Below are 20,507 nucleotides of genomic sequence, written 5' to 3' on the forward strand. Positions count from 1 at the left end.
TGTCAGAAACAAGCTTTTGAACAATTAGCAATTAGCAATTAGCTGATTTAAGAGGACGCATTCGTGGGACAGAAAATTCATCCAATTGGTTTTCGGCTGGGGATTACCCAAGAACATCGCTCCCGTTGGTTTGCGGATGCTAAGCGCTACCCAGAACTCCTGCAAGAAGACCACACTATTCGGCAGGTCGTAGAGAAAAAACTCAGTAACGCTGGTATCTCCCAAGTACGGATTGAGCGCAAAGCCGATCAAATTGACTTAGAAATCCACACAGCTCGACCGGGTGTTGTGGTAGGTCGCGGTGGTACTGGCATTGAAGTATTACGCGGCGATCTTCAAGAAGCTTTAGGCGGTGGCAATCGTCAAATTCGGATCAACGTGATCGAAGTAGCACGGGTAGATGCCGACGCCGGACTGATTGCTGAGTATATTGCTCAACAGTTAGAGCGAAGAGTTTCCTTCCGGCGCGTCGTGCGTCAGGCGATTCAACGTGCCCAACGCGCTGAAGTCCAGGGAATTAAAGTACAAGTCAGCGGACGGTTAAACGGGGCGGAAATTGCCCGAACCGAGTGGACAAGGGAAGGCAGAGTTCCTCTGCATACTCTTCGAGCCAACATTGACTACGCTTACCGCACTGCCAAAACTATTTACGGCATTCTTGGCGTTAAAGTTTGGATCTTCAAAGGTGAAGTGATTCCTGGTCAGGAAGAAATTCCGGCTCCTAACAACGCTCAGCCTAGACGTCGTCAACAGCGTCGTCGCCAGCAATTTGAAGACCGCTCTAATGAATAGGTTGATAGGTAATCGGTAATCGGTAATGGGTAATCAAAAAGAAAACGCCCAATTACCAGTTACCAATTACTAATTACCAATTATCAATTACCCATTACCAAGTCATGTTAAGTCCCAGAAGAACAAAATTTCGCAAACAGCAGCGCGGGCGGATGAACGGTTTGGCAACTCGCGGCAGTAGCCTAAACTTCGGTGACTTTGGCCTCCAATCCACAGAACCTTCTTGGATTACCTCCCGTCAAATTGAAGCCAGCCGCCGAGCCATGACCCGCTACATCCGTCGGGGTGGAAAAATCTGGATTCGGATCTTCCCCGATAAACCAGTTACAATGCGCCCTGCTGAAACCCGTATGGGTTCTGGTAAAGGTTCGCCGGAATTTTGGGTAGCTGTCGTGAAGCCAGGCCGGATCTTGTTTGAGATTGCCGGGGTTCCTGAAGAAACCGCCAGGGAGGCGATGCGTCTAGCTTCCCACAAGTTGCCAATTAAGACGAAGTTCATCACTCGTGAAGAAGAAGGGACTGTGTGAGTTATGGCTCTGCCCAAGATAGAAGAAGCCAGAAATTTAGGCGATCGAGAACTGGCTGAAGAAATTTTAGCTGTCAAGCGTCAGCTGTTTGATTTACGGCTGCAACAGGCAACCCGACGCTTGGAAAAGTTACATCAGTTCAAGCATACGAAGCATCGTTTAGGTCAGCTCCTAACTGTAGAAGGGGAGCGGCAACGGGCTGCAAAGGCTCAAAAGCCACAACCAGATGCAACATCCGAGGAGTAGACCCCAATGGCAGTTAAAGAACGAGTTGGCTTGGTCGTCAGCGACAAGATGCAAAAGACCGTAGTGGTTGCTGTCGAGAACCGCTCACCGCACCCTAAGTACGGAAAAATTGTAGTGCGGACAAAGCGTTACAAAGCTCACGACGAAGAAAATCAGTGCAAGGTAGGCGATCGCGTCCGGATTTCCGAAACACGTCCTCTAAGCCGCACCAAACGATGGGCAGTCGCTGAAATTCTCAACCGTGAGGTTCAATAAGTAAAGTTATGAGTTTTGAGTTTGTAAAGGCGGGTTCATCGAAAATTTCGATTTGACACCGATATTTAATGAGGTAAACCCGTCAGTAACAAGTTTTAAGCGGAAATCTAACGAAAGAATGTCGGGAATAAAAATCAAACTTCTTACGTTCTTTCTTTTGCTAAAACTTAAAACTTACAGCTCAAAACTATTATTCAAAACTTACGCATCCGAAGCTAAGAACTATGATTCAGCCCCAATCTTACCTTAATGTCGCCGACAACAGCGGCGCTCGTAAATTGATGTGCATCCGCGTCTTAGGTGCCAGTGGCCGACGCTATGCCGGTGTTGGCGACGTAATCATTGCGGTCGTCAAAGATGCCATTCCCAATATGGCGGTTAAAAAGTCGGATGTTGTGCGAGCCGTGATTGTCCGTACCCGAAAAAATATGCGCCGGGACAGCGGTATGAGTATTCGCTTCGATGATAACGCCGCCGTCATCATCAACGCAGATGGCAACCCTAGAGGGACGCGCGTTTTTGGGCCAGTTGCACGCGAGCTGCGCGACAAAAACTTCACCAAAATTGTTTCTCTAGCTCCGGAGGTGCTCTAATGGCCGCAAAAAAACAGTCTAAAAGAAACGGGACGAAGCTTCCCCAGCGCTATAAAATGCATGTCAAAAAAGGCGACACAGTACAAGTGATTGCCGGTCGTGATAAAGGCAAGGTTGGTGAAATTTTGCGGACGCTTCCCCAAGAAAGTCGAGTAATTGTCAAAGGCATCAACATTAAAACCAAGCACGTTAAACCTCAGCAAGAAGGTGAATCCGGTCAAATCGTGACAGTAGAGGCACCAATCCATAGCTCTAACGTGATGCTTTACTCGGCTCAACAAAAGATTGCCAGCCGCATTTGCTACACATTGAATGAAGAAGGACGCAAAGTGCGGATGCTCAAAAAAACGGGTGAAATTATTGACTAAATAGTTGTTAGTTACAGCATATTGCTAATTACTAACTGCTATTTCCCCTGACCAAGCCCAGGGATATTAAGGAAAAAACAATGACACAAAAACTGAAAACGCTGTACCAAGATACGATCGTTCCTAAACTGATGACTCAGTTTAATTACACGAATACCCATCAGGTACCCAAAGTCATAAAGGTTACGGTTAATCGAGGTCTAGGTGAGGCTTCTACCAACGCTAAAGCGTTGGAATCTTCCCTTGCTGAAATTGCCAAAATTACGGGTCAAAAACCAGTAGTGACGCGGGCGAAAAAGGCGATCGCTGGATTTAAACTTCGCCAAGGGATGCCAGTCGGCGTGATGGTGACTCTGCGGGCGGATCGGATGTATGCCTTTCTCGACCGATTAATTAACCTGTCCTTGCCACGGATTCGGGACTTTCGCGGCATTAGTCCCAAGAGCTTTGATGGTCGGGGAAATTACAGCCTAGGCATTAGAGAACAGCTGATATTTCCAGAAATCGAATACGACAGCATCGACCAAATTCGGGGCATGGACATTTCCATTATTACTACAGCAAATACCGACGAAGAAGGCCGCGCCTTGCTAAAAGAAATGGGAATGCCTTTCCGGGATCAATGAGGCAGTCAAAATAAGGAGGGAATAATGGCGGCAAACGACACAATTTCAGATATGCTGACTCGCATTCGGAATGCGAATCTGGCGCGGCACCAAACAACAGAAATACCAGCGACAAAGATGACTCGCAGTATTGCCAAAGTCCTCAGAGAGGAAGGCTTTATTGCTGAATTTGAAGAAGTTGGCGAAGGGATTAAGCAACACTTGCTAATTTCTCTAAAGTACAAAGGCAAAAACCGTCAACCGATTATTAATACCTTGAAGCGGGTCAGCAAACCTGGTCTGCGGGTCTACTCTAACCGCAAAGAACTACCCCGCGTGCTGGGTGGTATCGGAATTGCGATCATTTCTACCTCCAGCGGCATTATGACTGACCGGGAAGCACGGCGTCAGGGTGTAGGTGGAGAAGTGCTTTGCTACATCTGGTAGATAAGCTAATAGCTATTAGTTATTAGCTATTAGCTCGATTGGCTGGTAGGTTTCAAAAACCTAGAAAAGCACAGACTTTCGGACTCACCGATAGACCAAAAGCTAACAGCTAACAGCTAACGGCTAACGGCTAATTGATTAGGAGGATTAAGTCATGTCTCGTATTGGCAAACGCCCTATTAATATTCCTGCTAAGGTACAAGTCTCGATCGAAGGGCAACATGTTGCAGTGAAAGGGCCTAAAGGAGAACTATCCAGGGTTCTACCATCTGAGGTGAGTATAGAGCAGGAGGGAGAAACGATCTTGGTCAAGCGGCGGGATGAATCTCGCGCAGCTCGTCAACGCCACGGTCTTTCTCGTACTCTGATTGCCAACATGGTCGATGGAGTTTCCCAAGGATTTCAGCGTCGTCTAGAAATCCAGGGAGTCGGTTATCGTGCGGCAGTTCAAGGTCGCAATCTGATTCTGAGCGTGGGTTACAGTCATCCAGTTCAGATTGAACCTCCCGACGGTGTTCAAATGGCCGTAGAAAACAACACAAATGTGGTTGTAAGCGGCATTGATAAAGAAATCGTAGGAAATATCGCTGCTCGAATCCGTGCTGTCCGTCCACCGGAAGTTTACAAGGGTAAAGGCATCCGCTATGCAGGTGAAGTCGTAAGACGTAAAGCTGGAAAGGCAGGTAAGAAGTAAAGATGAAGCTAACTCGTAAAGAACTAATTCAACGTCGGCATCACCGGGTGCGGCGTAAGGTAAATGGCAGTAGTGAGCGTCCTCGGTTAGCTGTCTTTCGATCCAATCAGCACATTTATGTCCAGGTAATTGACGACACTCAACAACGTACTCTTGCCTGTGCCTCAACTTTGGAACCGGATCTAAAATCACAGTTAACAACAGGAGCTTCCTGTGCTGCCTCTGTTGAGGTAGGCAAGTTAATTGCTCAGCGAGCGATCGCTCAAGGCATTTCAAGGGTTGTCTTTGACCGAGGCGGCAACCTTTATCACGGTCGAATCAAAGCCCTGGCAGACGCTGCTCGCGAAGCTGGGTTAGATTTCTAAAGACAAGCATGCAAAAGGCAAAAGTAAAAAGAAAGAAGTTTTTATCTCTATATTTCTACCTTTGATTTCTCTTTCTTTTGCCTTTTTACATTTTTAGTTTTTACTTTCACTCTCAAGGTTCAGGATAAAACTATGGCAAAAGAGCGTCGGAAAAGTTCTGCGCGTCGGGAAAAAGAAATCACCTTTCAAGAACGGGTGATCCAGATCCGTCGTGTTAGTAAGGTCGTCAAAGGCGGTAAAAAACTCAGCTTCCGCGCGATCGTTGTCATTGGCAATGAGCGCGGTCAAGTTGGCGTCGGCGTTGGCAAAGCAAGTGATGTAATTGGAGCTGTTCGTAAAGGCGTTGCCGATGGCAAAAAACACTTAATTGACATCCCCTTGACCAAGGCAAATTCTATCCCCCATCCTATTAACGGAGCCGGAGGTGGTGCCCAAGTGATGATGCGACCCGCAGCCCCAGGAACGGGTGTTATTGCCGGTGGTGCTGTACGTACTGTACTGGAGTTAGCAGGTGTGCGTAACATCTTGGCAAAACAGCTGGGTTCTAATAACCCTTTGAACAATGCTAGAGCTGCCGTGAATGCTCTTTCCACCTTGCGTACATTTTCTGAAGTGGCTGAAGAACGCGGGATTCCTATCGAAAATCTCTACGCCTAAATTTAGCCATCAGCGATTAGCTATTAGTGATTCTCAGTTTAAAGGCAACTTTAATATCTTGGACAAACAACAAAAGACTAACAGCTAATAGCTAAAAGCTTCCCAAAAAAATTAAGTCGTCAATTCTCTAGGTCAAGCGAATGAGATTAGAAGATGCAGTTCCTAAAAAAGGCTCAAAGAAGCGCCGCCGACGCATTGGACGAGGCATAGCGGCTGGTCAAGGTGCCAGCGGTGGCTTTGGGATGCGCGGTCAAAAATCGAGATCGGGGCGGGGCACACGACCCGGATTTGAAGGCGGACAAATGCCACTGTACCGTCGTCTGCCTAAGTTAAAGCACTTTACGGTCATTAATCGTAAGCAATACACTACGATCAACGTAAGTAAGCTGGCATCACTCCCTGCTAACACGGAAGTGACTCTAGACTCATTGATGGAGTCTGGCATTCTCACCGCAAATCATGGTTCTCTGAAAATCCTCGGTGACGGTGAACTGAATGTGGCTCTGAACGTAAAAGCAGCAGCTTTCACTGGCTCGGCTCGTAGCAAGATTGAAGCCGCTGGTGGCAGTTGTGAAGTTGTTGCTGCCCGTGCCCATAAGGGTTAAGCATATTGCATGCCAGCGTCTCTTGCTCATCGTTGAGGTATTCCTTACATGGTCGTTAGTCGAGACAAAAGCCCAACTGCTCAGGAAACCTTTGCACAGATGGCTCAAGCAGCCGGTCTTAGAGGTCGGCTGCTTCTCACCATCGGCTTGCTGATTTTAGTTCGCATTGGCATCTTTTTGCCAGTACCGGGAATTGACCGGGCTAGGTTTGCTCAAGATATTCAAAATAACCAATTAATTGGATTTCTGGACATCTTCTCTGGGGGCGGAATTACCGCCTTGGGGATTTTTGCTCTAGGGATTTTGCCCTATATCAATGCCTCCATCATTATCCAATTACTAACAGCTGCCATTCCTTCTTTGGAAAAATTGCAGAAGGATGAAGGAGAAGCTGGAAGGCGAAAAATCTCTCAGATTACTCGCTATGTAGCGCTGGGAGGGGCTTTGATTCAAACTAGCTTCATTGCGGTATGGCTTGAACGCTATGCAACAAACGTTCGGGGACCCCTGTTTATCGCGGAGACTGCACTTGCTCTAACCGCTGGTTCAATGTTTGTTATGTGGGTGTCAGAGCTGATTACGGAGCGAGGGGTTGGTAACGGTGCTTCTTTGTTGATTTTCATCAATATTGTTGCAGTTCTACCTAAATCGCTTGGGCAAACTATTAATTATGCCCAGGTTGACAATCGCAATGTGGGACCCGTGATCATTCTGCTGCTAGTTTTCCTAGTCATGATCTTGGGAATTGTGTTTGTCCAGGAGGGAACCAGGCGGATTCCGATTATTTCGGCACGCCGACAGGTAGGTAAACGACTCTACCGGGAAAGGACGAGCTACCTGCCTTTGCGGCTGAACCAGGGTGGAGTTATGCCGATCATTTTTGCCTCTTCCGTTCTAATTTTCCCAGGTTTCCTAGCTCAGATGACTCAAAATACGGGCAATAATCCGGTCTTGAGTCAAATACATCAAGTTCTCAATCAAGTTGCGAATGCTCTAAATCCCAATAGTCAGACGCCCGGAGTTTATGAGGTTGTTTATCTGATCTTGATTCTGTTTTTCAGCTACTTTTACGCATCTTTGATTGTAAATCCTGTGGATTTATCACAGAACTTGAAAAAGATGGGAGCCAGCATACCTGGCATCCGTCCAGGTCGGGCTACTAGCGATTACGTGGAAGGAGTTTTGAATCGGCTAACTTTCTTAGGCGCTATCTTTTTGGGATTAGTGGCAATTGTGCCCACAATTGTAGAAAGAGCCACCGGCATTACAACTTTTCAAGGGCTGGGAGCTACTTCTTTGCTGATTTTGGTGGGCGTGGCAATTGATACAGCAAAGCAAATCCAAACCTATGTCATTTCCCAGCGCTATGAAGGAATGGTGAAGCAGTAGTGACGCGATTGATTTTTTTGGGGCCGCCAGGAGCGGGGAAGGGAACTCAGGCACATATCCTCGCTCAAGAGCTGGAAATTCCTCATGTTTCCACGGGTGATATCTTGAGAAATGCCAAGGCGGCTGGAACTGAACTCGGTTTGAAGGCGAAGTCCTATATGGATCGAGGTGAGTTGGTTCCCGATGCTTTGATATTGGATTTGGTGCGCGATCGCTTGACCCAAACAGATGCCCAACCTGGTTGGATTTTAGATGGTTTCCCCCGTAACGTCTCTCAGGCAACTTTTCTGGATGAATTGTTGCAAAAATTAGACCAAGTCTCCGATTACGTTCTCAATCTGGAAGTTGCGGACGAAGTTTTGGTAGATCGGATGCTGGAACGAGGTCGCAAGCAAGGACGAACAGATGATACAGAAGAAGTCATTCGTCATCGTTTGGAAGTTTATCGCAACCAAACGGCTCCGCTAATTGATTTCTACAAGCAGCGCCAACAGTTGGTTTCAATTGATGGCGATCGCTCTCTAGAGGAAGTTACTTCCGCACTCAAACAAGTTGTTCATTCTTGACAGGAGCGGGTGCGATCTCCCAATGTCAGGGGTCAGTTCGTTGCCAATCTACTTTCCGACAGGCGGCTGGGACTGACCCCCAACCTGATGAAGTAAATTTTTGATAAAATATGTTAATAAGACCTTGACTGTCAGTCAGGGGAATGAGCTGTGAATGACAGTAGGCAAGCTGAAGAATTGAGGAAAAGGATAACTTGGCTAAACAAGATTTAATTGAAATGGAAGGCACGGTAACAGAATCCCTGCCTAATGCAATGTTTCGCGTTGATTTAGACAATGGGTTTAATGTATTAGCCCATATTTCCGGGAAAATCCGCCGGAATTACATCAAGATTCTACCGGGTGATCGCGTCAAAGTGGAACTCACCCCATACGACCTAACCAAAGGCAGAATAACTTACCGGCTACGCAACAAAAAGTAGTTGCCAAAAAAAGCGACTCGCTCGTTTTTAAAAGCTTGTGTTATGAAAAACTTCATCAATTAGATGAACTTTTAAATACACTTAAAAAGTGATATAATGTAGAGCTTGCAATGTAGCCAAAATAGGCATGAAAGTTCGAGCATCAGTCCGAAAAATTTGTGAAAAATGCCGCGTCATTCGGCGGCGCGGTCGAGTCATGGTGATTTGTTCTAACCCAAAACACAAGCAACGCCAAGGTTAACTCAACCCGATCCTCAGGACAAGTTTATAGCACTAAAAGCAAGACTAGGGAGACAACAAGCGTGGCACGGATTGCTGGGGTAGACCTTCCTCGCGATAAACGCGTAGAAATTGGTCTGACTTACATTTATGGAATTGGACTCTCGCGCTCCAAAGAAATTTTGGCAGCATCCAAAGTTAATCCAGACACAAGAGTAAAAGACTTAAGCGATTCCGACGTTGCTGCTCTGCGCGAAGCAGTGGAAAGCAACTATCAAATTGAAGGGGATCTCAGACGCTGGGAGGCGATGAACATCAAGCGCCTGATTGACATTGGCACCTACCGGGGTCGGCGTCATCGAATGGGCTTGCCAGTACGGGGTCAACGAACTCGTACAAATGCGCGAACCCGTCGCGGTAGACGTCTCACAGTCGCAGGCAAGAGAAAGGCACCAGGGCCGAAATAACCTTCTTCTGCTAGCTGAAAAGCTAAAAGCAGAGGCTTGGATTTCGTTCATTTGCTAAAAGCAAAATTGACCAACCAATTCAGCCAACCCATTATAACTACTGTCAACTAGATCCACATGGCGCGACAACCAACAAAAAAAACAGGTCCGAAAAAACAAAAACGCAACGTACCTAATGGCGTAGCCTTCATCCAGTCTACTTTTAACAACACGATTGTCACGATTTCTGACACGAATGGAGACGTCCTCTCCTGGGCTTCAGCTGGCTCAAGTGGCTTTAAAGGAGCGAAAAAAGGAACTCCTTTTGCAGCGCAAACCGCAGCTGAAAGCGCGGCTCGCCGAGCGACCGATCAGGGGATGCGTCAAATTGAAGTCATGGTTAGCGGTCCAGGAGCTGGTCGAGAAACCGCGATTCGAGCGCTGCAAGGGGCGGGGCTAGAAATTACCTTAATTCGAGATGTGACGCCAATCCCCCACAATGGCTGCCGTCCGCCCAAGCGACGTCGAGTCTAGAATTGCTTTGACAGCGATCGCTGTCAAAGCAATTCGTAATTAGCAGCAAGTGGCAAACAGCTAACTGCTAAATTGGCATTGAGACAGTAGGGGCAATGCTAGGGAAGAGCTTCTAGCGTTCTTTCCAGGGGTTTTATGAAGAAGGGAGGTCACTCCGTGGCGCAGTTTCAAATTGAGTGTGTAGAGTCCAAAACTGAGAATAATCGGAGCCAATATAGCAAATTTGTCCTGGAGCCTCTAGAACGGGGTCAAGGTACCACCGTCGGCAATGCACTGAGGCGGGTTCTACTGTCTAATTTAGAAGGGACAGCCGTGACAGCTGTTCGGATTGCTGGGGTTAATCATGAGTTTGCCACAGTTGAGGGAGTTCGGGAGGATGTCCTAGAAATTCTGCTGAACATGAAGGACATTGTACTCAAAAGTCACTCCTCCCATCCCCAAATTGCTCGATTAACTGTCACAGGCCCAGCAACGGTGACAGCCGGACGATTTGATTTACCCTCTGAAGTTGAGGTGGTCGATCCTAATCAATACGTTGCTACCCTAGCAGACGACGCTAGGTTGGAAATGGAATTCCGCATCGAACGAGGAAAGGGATATCGCGCCGTAGACCGGGGACGAGATGACACTGCTGCTTTAGACTTCCTCCAGATTGACGCTGTGTTTATGCCCGTGCATAAAGTTAACTACAGCATTGAAGATGCCCGGATTGACGGTTCTCTGGAAAGAGACCGACTAATCCTTGAAATCTGGACGAATGGCAGCCTCAGTCCCCAAGAGGCACTTTCTCAAGCGGCAAGTATTCTGGTGGATTTGTTCAATCCCCTGAAAGATATCACCCTCGATCCGATGACGGTAGACTATGCCGATGATGAAGATCCTACCAGCCAGATCCCAATCGAAGAATTGCAGCTTTCGGTGAGGGCATACAACTGTCTCAAGCGAGCGCAAATTAACTCTGTAGCTGACTTGCTGGATTACAGCCAAGAGGATCTACTAGAGATTAAAAACTTTGGTCAAAAGTCGGCAGAAGAAGTCATCGAAGCCTTACAGCGGCGACTAGGAATTACCCTGCCTCACGAAAAGGCTGCGAAAACAACTTGAAGTAAAGAGTAATGGTAATAGGTAGAATTAATTACCGATTACCCATTACTTCTTCACCGAGTACCCATTAGCAGTTACCAATTCCCAATTAGCAATTCAAAATCGTTATGCGTCACTGTCGTCGTATTCCAAAACTAGGTAAGCCTGCCGACCAGCGTCGAGCGCTGTTAAGGGCGCTGACAACCGAATTAATCCGTCAGGGCCGAATCACAACCACAAAGACGCGTGCTAAGGCGCTGCGCCCGGAAGTGGAAAAAATGATTACTCTGGCAAAGGACGGCTCTCTGGCAGCCCGCAGGCAAGCCATGGGCTACATTTATGACAAACAGTTGGTTCATGCCCTGTTTGAGCAAGCCGCTAGCCGTTACGGCGAACGCAACGGGGGATACACCCGTATCCTGCGAACTGTGCCACGTCGGGGTGATAATGCTGAAATGGCAATCATCGAGCTGGTTTAACGTGAGGACTGAGGACTGAGAGAATTCAAAACTCATTACTCACTACTCAAAGCTCATCATGTTACAAGCCATGCCATTATCAACCCAGCGAGTTGCCCTGGTAATCCAATACCTGGGCACTCATTTTCATGGCTGGCAGCGACAACCTAATGGGCGCACCGTGCAGGAAGAGATTGAAACAGTTCTGTCTAAGGTGCAGGAACGACCTGTTACTCTACACGGTGCGGGGCGCACTGATAGCGGTGTGCATGCAGCAGCACAAGTGGCACACTTTGAGGCTACGGGTCCCATTCCGGCTGAGAAATGGGCTGCGATTCTTAATTCTCATCTGCCCGATGATATTCTGATTCGAGCCTCAGCGGCTGTAGGTTCAAATTGGCACGCTCGGTTTTCTGCGAGCTGGCGTCGGTATCGATACACGCTCTATACAGATCCCAAGCCAAACTTGTTTGTGCAGCCCTTCAGTTGGCATTATTATTATGCACCGCTAGATGAATCTCTCATCCAGGCAGCTTTAACCCCTTTGATAGGTAGCCATCATTTGGCTGCTTTTCACAGGGCAAATTCGGCGCGATCGCATTCCTGGGTGGATGTGCAGGCGGCAGAGTGCTACCGAGACGGCTCATTTATTCATATTGAGATTCAAGCCAACGGATTTTTGTATGGCATGGTGCGGCTGCTGGTGGGATTACTGGTGCAGGTAGGAAAGGGAGAGCGATCGCCAGAAAGCTTCACCGAGTTGTGGGTAAACCAGCGTCGTCACGAAGTAAAGTACTCTGCGCCCGCTAAAGGCTTGTGCCTGTTGCGAGTTGGCTACCCAGAGTTTCCCTTTCCCCCGGAAGTCTGGTTTGACACCCAGCCTAAGTTGGTCTTGCCGACTGTCACCGCCGAATATTGCCTAAGTTGAAAGCTTGAAGATGAGAAGGTTGAAGGTTACAAGGTTCTTCAACATTCAAAGCTCCAACTTACCAACTTTTGACTCACCCCTTGAAGCGTATAAAAAGAACCATGAACAAAACCCCCATCCCATCTCAAGATTCCATCGAACGCAATTGGTACGTCGTTGATGCCGCAGAGCAGCGGCTGGGTCGTCTGGCGAGTGAAATTGCCATGATTCTCAGAGGCAAAAACAAGCCTACCTTTACTCCCCATCTGGATACCGGCGATTTCGTGATCGTCGTCAATGCCGAAAAAGTGGTAGTCACCGGAAAAAAACGCACTCAAAAGCTCTACCGGAAACATTCTGGACGTCCGGGCGGAATGAAGACGGAAACCTTTGCTAAGCTACAGGGCCGTATCCCAGAGCGGATTATCGAACACGCCGTGCGCGGGATGTTGCCCAAGAGTTCTCTAGGGAAACAACTGTTCACCAAGCTGAAAGTTTATCCGGGACCATCCCATCCCCATGAATCTCAACAGCCCCAGGAACTCAAAATTCAAACAATTCCAGGAGGAGAAAATTAATGCAAGCAGTAGAACAAAGTGGTCGAGTCGTTTATTGGGGAACAGGTCGCCGGAAGTCGTCCGTAGCAAGAGTTCGCCTGGTTCCCGGAAGCGGTCAAATGATTGTCAATGACCGACCGGGCGACAATTACTTCAATTACCAACCGGCTTATATGTCAGCGGCAAAAGCCCCCCTGGAAACTCTGGGTCTGGAAAATGAGTATGACATTCTGGTGAAAGCCCACGGTGGTGGATTAACGGGGCAAGCTGATTCGATTCGTTTGGGAGTAGCGAGAGCCTTGTGCCAACTCGACCCGGACAATCGCCAACCGCTGAAAAGCGAAGGCTACTTAACCCGCGATCCCAGAGCGAAAGAGCGGAAGAAATACGGCTTGCACAAAGCCCGGAAGGCTCCGCAGTACTCGAAGCGATAAAAAAGCGATCGCATTTGAGTTGGTTATCGATGGTAGGTGCGAGGTCTGCCTCGCACTCGCTGATGCTGGAAAGCTAGAATTATATAGGGACATTACCCAGTCGAGGAGTAATCATGGCAAGACAAGGAATTCATCCAGAGTGGTATCCAGAAGCAAAAGTTTACTGCAACGGAGAAGTGGTAATGACCGTTGGCTCAACACAGCCAGAACTTCACGTTGATGTTTGGTCGGGGAACCACCCCTTTTACACTGGAACCCAGAAAATTATTGACACCGAAGGTCGGGTAGAGCGCTTCATGCGGAAATATGGAATGTTGGAAACTACCCAACCCCAAGGTGATGATTCGGGTTCCCAAGGCAAAAAGTAGCGGGTCGGCTTGCTCGTAGCGAGACCCGCCTGTTGGGTCGAAGTTATTGATGATAAGCTTTCCTGCTGTTTTTGTGGAGCGATCGCATTTCCTATGGCTGAAACATACCTGCTGGAAAAATTAAATTCCGTTGAGCAAACCTTTAATGAGTTAACTCGCCGACTGGCAGATCCAGATACCGCCTCCAATCCAGATGAGTATCAACGGGTGGCAAAAGCTCGTTCCTCATTGGAGGACGTTGTTAATACCTATGAAAGCTGGAAAACCACTCAGCAAAACTTGGTAGGAGCAAAACTGGTACAGAAGGAATCTGCCAGCGATCCTGAGTTGCAGGAAATGGCAGCCTTGGAAGTGGAAGAACTGGAAAGCAAGCTTGAGCATTTGGAAACACGCCTCAAGATTTTACTTTTGCCCCGCGATCCTAATGATGACAAAAACATCATGTTGGAAATTCGCGCGGGTACAGGTGGAGATGAGGCGAGTATCTGGGCTGGAGATTTGGTGCGGATGTACTCGTACTATGCCCAAACTCAAAACTGGAAGATTAAGTTACTCAGCGAGTCGCGGGCAGAGTCGGGTGGTTTTAAAGAAGCCATCTTGGAAATCCAAGGCGACAACGTTTACAGCCAACTGAAATTTGAAGCAGGCGTTCATCGGGTACAACGAGTGCCAGTGACGGAAGCTGGAGGGAGGGTTCACACCTCAACGGCAACAGTGGCGGTGATGCCAGAGGTGGATGATGTAGAGATACACATTGACCCGAAGGATATTGAAATGAGTACAGCTCGCTCTGGCGGTGCTGGCGGTCAAAATGTGAACAAGGTAGAAACTGCTGCCGACTTGTTCCACAAGCCGACGGGGATTCGGATTTTTTGTACGGAAGAGCGATCGCAGTTGCAAAACAAAGAACGCGCGATGCAAATCCTCCGTGCCAAGCTTTACGAAATGAAGCTGCGCGAACAGCAGGAAGCTGTGACCTCCATGCGGCGTTCTCAGGTAGGTACTGGCTCCCGTTCGGAAAAAATTCGTACTTACAATTACAAAGATAACCGCGTCACCGACCATCGCCTGGGTCAGAATTACAGCCTTAACCCAGTTCTGCAAGGCGACCTAGAACATATTATTCAGGCTTGTATTTCTCAAGATCAGCAAGAACGCTTGGCAGAATTAGCCGCTTCCACTACCAACGCTGAGTCGCTTAATTAAGATGAGCGCTAAATGTATCGACAGATACGATTAATCGCGTTTTTGCCATCCTGAACCCAGCCGACGTATAAACGGCTGGGTTTTTATTTTTATCCAGATCATCTCTAGTAAATTGCCCATAATCAGGGAAACTCAGCCTGCCAGCGAATGCTGGAAAATTAACAAACCTGCTCTTAGACGCGATCGCTTCAACATCAGCGGTTTTGCCTCCTATATCACTATCCGCAGGCTGAAATTCTGGCAAAATTAGCTAAGGAACGGTTAGACCCTGCTGTGTTGCTCGAAAATTGGAATAGCGATCGCCCTTACCTAAAAAAGAGCTAACTTTTCCTCTATCTATGTGGATTGGAAGTGAGACTAGGATAAATCAAACTGTCCAAATGCCTTTTTTTCTTGTATTTTATTCTTATTAGAGAGATATCAATAATTCCTCATGTATTATTAATAACACTATTAAGTCAAGGTTCTCTAACTCTATGTTTAAGTAAATCAATGTAAAAATAGACTCTTGTAAATTCCTTAAAAAAACCGTTCTAAAGGCTTGTATAAATAGCGTTGACCAGAGGTACCGAGATGCCAAACAATAATCAAGCTTCGGATTGGAATTACGATCCAAACGATCCCTATTCTCCAATTTACTATAAAGGAGCAGTCGTTGGATTTATAAAATCAGAATATGCACTCCGAATCGTTGACTTTCTCAATGAAGATGAACGGCTACGCAAAGCTCTCAAAATGGCTTGTTTTGACTTGATAACTGAGGCGGGGGGCGATACGAGTAGAGTCGATCTTCTAATGAAAAAATATATTGCAAGTACCGAACGCCCTAAATATGGATCGGCGGCGGTTGCCCTGCTATTAAGGGATAGACAAGATGAACTTGATATTAGCGATAAAGAATTTGCCCGATTTTGCGATTCTTATCGATTGTCTTGGAAAGAGCTGAAGGAAATTTTCCTAGGAAAAGACATTAACGATAATCAGCTAGGACCAATTGCACGAATCGTAGGGAAATCCATCGAAGAGCTGATTGAAGTGCGGGATGGGCCACCTCCCAGAGGCGATCGCTAATGTGAGTAAGCGTGCGGGAAAAATTAAATACAACTGACTATTTGGGAAATTTGAGGCTGGAGAAGATTTACCAATCTTTGATCGCTTTCCTGAATCAAGGACTACTAGTAGTTGTTATTTGCTCTGAGCAGGTGATAACAAAAGCGCCTGAAGTCATAGACGAGAAGAAGGACTTATGTAATCTAAAATCAGCTTTCCACTCAGTACACCTAGAGAAAGGCGATCGCGCTGTCGGATTTTCAACTTGCCTTCCAACAGTTGCCAATTCCGATTTTAGAATTAAATTTTGTTAAGATAAACTGGACTCTCGCGATCGCCTGACGGACTTACTGGCAATACCAACCGACATCCGTCAAATAATTCGCTCATTCCCCCAGCATCCTTGGAGACTCTTGATGTTACGACTTGAACATATCAGTAAAATTTATCCCACCGGCGAAGTTCTCAAGGATGTCAACTGGGAAGTCAAACCGGGCGATCGCATTGGCTTAGTCGGCGTTAACGGTGCCGGAAAATCGACTCAGCTCAAAATTATTGCAGGGGAAATGGAACCCACTGCTGGGGAAGTGATTCGTCCTGCAAATTTGCACATTGCCTATCTGACTCAAGAATTTGAGGTAGATCCGACGCGCACTGTGCGAGAAGAACTTTGGACGGTTTTTAAAGAAGCCAACGAAGTACAGCACGCTCTAGCGCAGGTGCCGAGAGAAATGGAAACTGCGAATCCAGAGGAATTAGACCGCCTGATCCACAAATTGGATCGGCTACAGCGGCAATTTGAAGCGTTGGATGGCTATGGGTTAGATGCACGGATTGAGAAGATGTTGCCAGAAATGGGGTTTGCGCCAGAAGATGGCGATCGCCTCGTTAGCGCTTTCAGCGGTGGCTGGCAAATGCGGATGAGTTTGGGCAAAATCTTACTCCAAAAACCCGATTTATTACTACTGGATGAACCGACGAACCACCTGGATCTAGAAACCATTGAGTGGCTGGAAACCTACCTCAAAGGGCTGAAGACTCCAATCGTGATAGTATCGCACGACCGAGAATTTCTCGACCGTCTTTGCACCCAAATTGTAGAAACAGAACGCGGCGTTTCTACCACCTACTTAGGCAACTATTCTTCTTATTTACAACAAAAAGCGGAAAACCAAGAAGCCCAACTTAGCGCCTACGAACGCCAGCAAAAAGAACTAGAAAAGCAGCAAGTCTTTGTTGACCGTTTCCGTGCCAGTGCTACTCGCAGCACCCAAGCGAAAAGCCGTGAGAAACAACTAGAAAAAATCGAACGGATTGAAGCGCCGACTGGGGGATTACGAACCCTGCGCTTCCGCTTTCCTGACGCTCCCCGCAGTGGTCGCGAGGTAGTAGAAATTCAGAATTTGGTACATACTTACGACGAAAAAATTCTATTTTTAGATGCGAATCTACTAATGGAACGAGGCGATCGCATTGCCTTTCTCGGCCCGAATGGAGCTGGAAAATCTACCTTGTTGCGTCTAATTATGGGCATGGAAAAACCTACTGAAGGTTCAGTGCAATTAGGCGCTCACAACGTTATTCCTGGCTACTTCGAGCAAAATCAGGCGGAAGCGTTGGATCTGTCTAGAACTGTCATGGAAACTATCCATGATGAAGTACCTGAATGGAAAAACGAGGAAGTTCGGACACTTCTAGGGCGCTTTTTGTTCAGCGGTGACACCGTATTTAAAAAAGTTGAGGCTCTTAGTGGGGGTGAAAAGGCTCGTCTGGCGTTAGCAAAAATGCTTTTGCGCCCAGTTAATTTAATGATTTTGGACGAGCCTACTAACCACTTGGATATTCCGGCTAAAGAAATGTTGGAAGAGGCAATCCAAAACTACGAAGGTACGGTAATTTTAGTCTCCCACGACCGATATTTTATTTCCAAAGTTGCCAATAAAATTGTCGAGATCCGTGACGGCGAATTCCGCCTGTATCGAGGAGATTACCATTACTATCTAGACAAAATTGCTGAAGAAAAAGAGCAGGCAAGATTAGAGGCGATCGCTGCTGATAAAGCTGCTAAGAAAGCTGCAAAAGCTGCTAAGGAATCTAGCAAACGCAAATAAAGTCTAGAAGTCGTTTTTTAAATGCAGAGAACGTAAAGAATCGTTGCAAAGGAACGTCAGCAGTAGTCTCACCACTGCTGACGTTCCTTTGGCAATAAAGATAGGTTTAAACCCTTGCTTATTGCGTTCTTGAGAGCTAAAAAGGTACGGCGCTTAGGGTGGGCTTTCTAAGTTTCCAAAAGTCTTACTTTAGGTAGATGCAAGTTATAATAAAAAGACTAAGCTTCCATCGCTGGAGGAAATCGTGCCACTTTCCTCGACCTGGCGAACAACCAGCAACAAGCCTTAGAAATCCCGGAGCCTTTGAAGCCGCTTTATGCAGACTTTCCTTGTCATCTCAATTACGAACCGCCTGTGCATCTGCTGCTGGCTGTAACTATGGCGGCTCAAGGCACCGACGAGCTAGCTAACCAAGTCACCGCAGAACTGTATCGCTGGTTTCTCAATGCGATCGCGATCGCTCTTGGCAGATCCCGCTGAGTTAGAAACCACTCTACGCTCCAGCAAGAATCGGGAATTGTTTCGTTTTCTTGACATATCACGGTCGATCTGTTCTTAAAGCCAAAAAGCCTGCTTGCAAAGCCTGTACCTTATTAGACTTGTTTGCTAGTGCGGGTTAGATGGTTTAACAGACACAACAACCGGGGAAGACCAACGCATCGTGGCAGACTAGGCGATGTGTAAGCTTGACGCCTACTGATCTTGCAAGTGCGTCAAGCGGTTGTCATCAAGGGAGTAGCGCTCCCTTACATACTTTTAGCGATCGCTTCCTACCAGGACTGTCTTCAGAACCCTGTAACAAAATAGTCATCCGAGCTAGAGAGAATTGCTGTGCTGTCCCTGGCAAAAAAACTAAAAAAGCTAGCAGAAGCTACTAAAAATAACACTGCGAGTACAAAGGGCGATGATATCATGACGGAGAAATTACTGAAAACAAAGGGCAATTGAGTATGGCGCAAGCACCTGTCTCTCCCGTGGTGCTAGTCATTCTAGACGGCTGGGGGTACCGCGAAGAAACCGATGGCAACGCCATAGCCGCCGCTAACACACCTGTGATGGATAGCCTCTGGGAAGTCTATCCCCACACACTCATCTATACCTCCGGCAAGGCTGTAGGGTTGCCAGAAGGTCAGATGGGTAACTCAGAAGTAGGCCATCTCAACATTGGTGCTGGTCGGGTTGTACCGCAAGAATTAGTTCGTATTTCAGACGCCGTGGAAGACGGTAGTTTACTGAGCAATCCTGCACTGGTGCAAGTCTGTCAGGAAGTCAAGAGCCGGGGTGGTAAGCTTCACCTAGTTGGGCTTTGTTCCGAAGGTGGGGTGCATTCTCATCTGGCGCATCTTCTAGGATTACTAGATTTAGCGAAAGCGCAAGAGATTCCCTCAGTTTGTATCCACGCGATCGCAGATGGACGCGATACCTATCCCCACGAGGGGATAGAGGCAATTCAGAAGATTCAAGACCACATTGACCAGATTGGGGTCGGGCGCATTGTCACCCTCAGCGGTCGCTACTACGCAATGGATCGAGACCAGCGGTGGGATCGGGTGAAACGCGCCTACGATGTGATGACTCAGGATGGGTTAGAAGATGGTCGCTCGGCGCAAGAAGTTTTGCAGGCTTCCTATGCTGAAAATGTCACAGATGAATTTATCATCCCAACCCGAATTGCTCCTGGAGCTATAGAAGCGGGGGATGGTGTGATTTTCTTTAACTTCCGACCTGATAGATCCAGACAACTTACCCAAGCCTTCGTGTCTCCAGGCTTTAAGAGGTTCGAACGACAGCATATCGAGCCACTGAGCTTTGTTACTTTTACTCAGTACGAACCGAATTTACCAGTTTTGGTGGCTTTTGAACCCCAGAACTTGAGTAACATCCTGGGAGAAGTCATTGCCAGTCGGGGACTGCGCCAGTTTCGGACTGCTGAAACCGAAAAATACGCTCACGTTACTTATTTCTTCAACGGCGGTCGGGAACAGCCTTTTGAAGGGGAAGATCGGGAACTGGTACCGAGTCCAATGGTTCCAACCTATGACCAAGCACCGGAGATGTCAGCAGCAGCGGCGACGGATGTAGCGATCGCTGCCGTTGAAAAACGCATTTACTCCTTCATGGTCATCAACTACGCCAACCCAGACATGGTGGGGCATACAGGTCAGATGGAACCCACCATTCAAGCACTGGAAACGGTAGACCGATGTTTGGGACGCCTTCTAGAAAGCATCAATAAGGCGGGTGGTACGGCGATCATCATTGCCGACCACGGGAACGCTGAATATATGCAGGATAAAGAAGGCAACCCTTGGACGGCTCACACAACGAACCCTGTGCCCTTTATCCTGGTGGAAGGGGAAGGGTTAAAAATTCCCGGCTATGGGACTGAAGTGACTTTGCGAAGTGATGGACGTTTGTCGGACATTGCACCGACGATTCTGGAAATCTTAAAGCTGCCACAGCCAGTAGAGATGACAGGTCGTTCGATGCTGGTTCCTCTGGAATTTGATGTCCGCGCCAATCGCACACCCGTGCGAGTTTCTCTGTAAAGTGCTAGGAGCTAATAGCTAATGACTCATTGCATCTTTCTGATGCTTAGCGGT

General features: G+C 47.5%; 29 protein-coding genes. All 29 read left to right on the top strand.

Annotated features, from left to right (window positions below; translation table 11 throughout):
- Positions 1–63 precede the first annotated feature (63 nt).
- Positions 64–792 carry a 30S ribosomal protein S3 gene (gene rpsC, locus NDA03_RS10255; RefSeq protein ID WP_190411893.1) on the top strand — a complete coding sequence of 243 codons (729 nt, stop codon included), beginning with the start codon at positions 64–66 and terminating at the stop codon, positions 790–792.
- 104 nt (positions 793–896) lie between these two features.
- Entirely contained in the window at positions 897–1,319 is a 423-nt protein-coding gene (gene rplP / locus NDA03_RS10260; protein ID WP_190411892.1) for a 50S ribosomal protein L16, read from the top strand.
- Between the two features lie 3 nt (positions 1,320–1,322).
- Positions 1,323–1,565 carry a 50S ribosomal protein L29 gene (gene rpmC / locus NDA03_RS10265; protein WP_190411891.1) on the top strand — a complete coding sequence of 81 codons (243 nt, stop codon included), beginning with the start codon at positions 1,323–1,325 and terminating at the stop codon, positions 1,563–1,565.
- 6 nt (positions 1,566–1,571) lie between these two features.
- Positions 1,572–1,820 (top strand): 30S ribosomal protein S17, encoded by a 249-nt coding sequence (rpsQ, locus tag NDA03_RS10270; protein WP_190411890.1) that lies wholly within the window; start codon positions 1,572–1,574, stop codon positions 1,818–1,820.
- Positions 1,821–2,044: 224 nt separating this feature from the next.
- Positions 2,045–2,413 carry a 50S ribosomal protein L14 gene (gene rplN / locus NDA03_RS10275; RefSeq protein ID WP_190411889.1) on the top strand — a complete coding sequence of 123 codons (369 nt, stop codon included), beginning with the start codon at positions 2,045–2,047 and terminating at the stop codon, positions 2,411–2,413.
- On the top strand, positions 2,413–2,781 hold the full coding sequence (gene rplX, locus NDA03_RS10280; RefSeq protein WP_242028859.1) for a 50S ribosomal protein L24: 369 nt from the start codon (positions 2,413–2,415) through the stop codon (positions 2,779–2,781). The genes rplN and rplX overlap by 1 nt, the downstream gene beginning before the upstream one ends.
- A gap of 80 nt (positions 2,782–2,861) precedes the next feature.
- Positions 2,862–3,407, top strand: a complete 546-nt coding sequence (gene rplE, locus NDA03_RS10285) for a 50S ribosomal protein L5 (RefSeq protein WP_190411887.1) — start codon at positions 2,862–2,864, stop codon at positions 3,405–3,407.
- A 24-nt stretch (positions 3,408–3,431) separates the two neighbouring features.
- A complete protein-coding gene (rpsH, locus tag NDA03_RS10290) occupies positions 3,432–3,833 on the top strand; it encodes a 30S ribosomal protein S8 (RefSeq protein ID WP_190411886.1) in 402 nt (133 codons plus the stop codon).
- 154 nt (positions 3,834–3,987) lie between these two features.
- Positions 3,988–4,527 carry a 50S ribosomal protein L6 gene (gene rplF, locus NDA03_RS10295; protein ID WP_190411885.1) on the top strand — a complete coding sequence of 180 codons (540 nt, stop codon included), beginning with the start codon at positions 3,988–3,990 and terminating at the stop codon, positions 4,525–4,527.
- 2 nt (positions 4,528–4,529) lie between these two features.
- Complete coding sequence (rplR, locus tag NDA03_RS10300) at positions 4,530–4,892, top strand: 50S ribosomal protein L18 (protein ID WP_190411884.1); 363 nt, start codon at positions 4,530–4,532, stop codon at positions 4,890–4,892.
- Between the two features lie 132 nt (positions 4,893–5,024).
- Positions 5,025–5,549, top strand: coding sequence for a 30S ribosomal protein S5 (gene rpsE, locus NDA03_RS10305; RefSeq protein ID WP_190411883.1), 525 nt, complete (start codon positions 5,025–5,027; stop codon positions 5,547–5,549).
- A gap of 140 nt (positions 5,550–5,689) precedes the next feature.
- A complete protein-coding gene (gene rplO / locus NDA03_RS10310; protein WP_190529467.1) occupies positions 5,690–6,154 on the top strand; it encodes a 50S ribosomal protein L15 in 465 nt (154 codons plus the stop codon).
- 48 nt (positions 6,155–6,202) lie between these two features.
- On the top strand, positions 6,203–7,543 hold the full coding sequence (gene secY / locus NDA03_RS10315; protein WP_190411881.1) for a preprotein translocase subunit SecY: 1,341 nt from the start codon (positions 6,203–6,205) through the stop codon (positions 7,541–7,543).
- On the top strand, positions 7,543–8,109 hold the full coding sequence (locus tag NDA03_RS10320; protein ID WP_190425621.1) for an adenylate kinase: 567 nt from the start codon (positions 7,543–7,545) through the stop codon (positions 8,107–8,109). The genes secY and NDA03_RS10320 overlap by 1 nt, the downstream gene beginning before the upstream one ends.
- A 194-nt stretch (positions 8,110–8,303) precedes the next feature.
- Positions 8,304–8,531, top strand: coding sequence for a translation initiation factor IF-1 (infA, locus tag NDA03_RS10325; protein ID WP_015203280.1), 228 nt, complete (start codon positions 8,304–8,306; stop codon positions 8,529–8,531).
- Positions 8,532–8,658: 127 nt separating this feature from the next.
- Positions 8,659–8,772, top strand: a complete 114-nt coding sequence (rpmJ, locus tag NDA03_RS10330; RefSeq protein ID WP_071782548.1) for a 50S ribosomal protein L36 — start codon at positions 8,659–8,661, stop codon at positions 8,770–8,772.
- 61 nt (positions 8,773–8,833) lie between these two features.
- The gene (gene rpsM, locus NDA03_RS10335; RefSeq protein WP_190411879.1) at positions 8,834–9,217 is read left to right on the top strand and encodes a 30S ribosomal protein S13; all 384 of its coding nucleotides are present in this window, start codon (positions 8,834–8,836) and stop codon (positions 9,215–9,217) included.
- Between the two features lie 117 nt (positions 9,218–9,334).
- Positions 9,335–9,730, top strand: a complete 396-nt coding sequence (gene rpsK, locus NDA03_RS10340; protein ID WP_190411878.1) for a 30S ribosomal protein S11 — start codon at positions 9,335–9,337, stop codon at positions 9,728–9,730.
- A 135-nt stretch (positions 9,731–9,865) separates the two neighbouring features.
- The gene (locus NDA03_RS10345; RefSeq protein WP_190411877.1) at positions 9,866–10,834 is read left to right on the top strand and encodes a DNA-directed RNA polymerase subunit alpha; all 969 of its coding nucleotides are present in this window, start codon (positions 9,866–9,868) and stop codon (positions 10,832–10,834) included.
- A gap of 107 nt (positions 10,835–10,941) precedes the next feature.
- Positions 10,942–11,292 carry a 50S ribosomal protein L17 gene (gene rplQ / locus NDA03_RS10350; protein WP_190411876.1) on the top strand — a complete coding sequence of 117 codons (351 nt, stop codon included), beginning with the start codon at positions 10,942–10,944 and terminating at the stop codon, positions 11,290–11,292.
- Between the two features lie 58 nt (positions 11,293–11,350).
- Positions 11,351–12,199 (top strand): tRNA pseudouridine(38-40) synthase TruA, encoded by an 849-nt coding sequence (gene truA, locus NDA03_RS10355; RefSeq protein WP_190529469.1) that lies wholly within the window; start codon positions 11,351–11,353, stop codon positions 12,197–12,199.
- Positions 12,200–12,300: 101 nt separating this feature from the next.
- On the top strand, positions 12,301–12,756 hold the full coding sequence (rplM, locus tag NDA03_RS10360) for a 50S ribosomal protein L13 (RefSeq protein WP_190411874.1): 456 nt from the start codon (positions 12,301–12,303) through the stop codon (positions 12,754–12,756).
- Entirely contained in the window at positions 12,756–13,169 is a 414-nt protein-coding gene (gene rpsI / locus NDA03_RS10365; RefSeq protein ID WP_190411873.1) for a 30S ribosomal protein S9, read from the top strand. Before rplM ends, rpsI begins: the two co-directional genes overlap by 1 nt.
- Positions 13,170–13,282: 113 nt before the next feature.
- Entirely contained in the window at positions 13,283–13,537 is a 255-nt protein-coding gene (gene rpmE, locus NDA03_RS10370; protein ID WP_190529471.1) for a 50S ribosomal protein L31, read from the top strand.
- A gap of 93 nt (positions 13,538–13,630) precedes the next feature.
- Positions 13,631–14,743, top strand: coding sequence for a peptide chain release factor 1 (gene prfA, locus NDA03_RS10375; protein ID WP_190426507.1), 1,113 nt, complete (start codon positions 13,631–13,633; stop codon positions 14,741–14,743).
- A 573-nt stretch (positions 14,744–15,316) separates the two neighbouring features.
- Positions 15,317–15,814, top strand: coding sequence for a hypothetical protein (locus NDA03_RS10380; RefSeq protein WP_348237969.1), 498 nt, complete (start codon positions 15,317–15,319; stop codon positions 15,812–15,814).
- A gap of 395 nt (positions 15,815–16,209) precedes the next feature.
- Positions 16,210–17,904, top strand: coding sequence for an ABC-F family ATP-binding cassette domain-containing protein (locus tag NDA03_RS10385; protein WP_348237970.1), 1,695 nt, complete (start codon positions 16,210–16,212; stop codon positions 17,902–17,904).
- A 303-nt stretch (positions 17,905–18,207) separates the two neighbouring features.
- Complete coding sequence (locus NDA03_RS10390; RefSeq protein WP_348237971.1) at positions 18,208–18,384, top strand: hypothetical protein; 177 nt, start codon at positions 18,208–18,210, stop codon at positions 18,382–18,384.
- 470 nt (positions 18,385–18,854) lie between these two features.
- Positions 18,855–20,453, top strand: coding sequence for a 2,3-bisphosphoglycerate-independent phosphoglycerate mutase (gene gpmI / locus NDA03_RS10395; protein WP_348237972.1), 1,599 nt, complete (start codon positions 18,855–18,857; stop codon positions 20,451–20,453).
- The last annotated feature ends 54 nt before the right edge of the window (positions 20,454–20,507 follow it).

Origin of the sequence: Trichocoleus sp. Lan (genome assembly GCF_039961855.1) — a bacterium.
Classification (GTDB): Bacteria; Cyanobacteriota; Cyanobacteriia; order Cyanobacteriales; family FACHB-T130; genus FACHB-T130.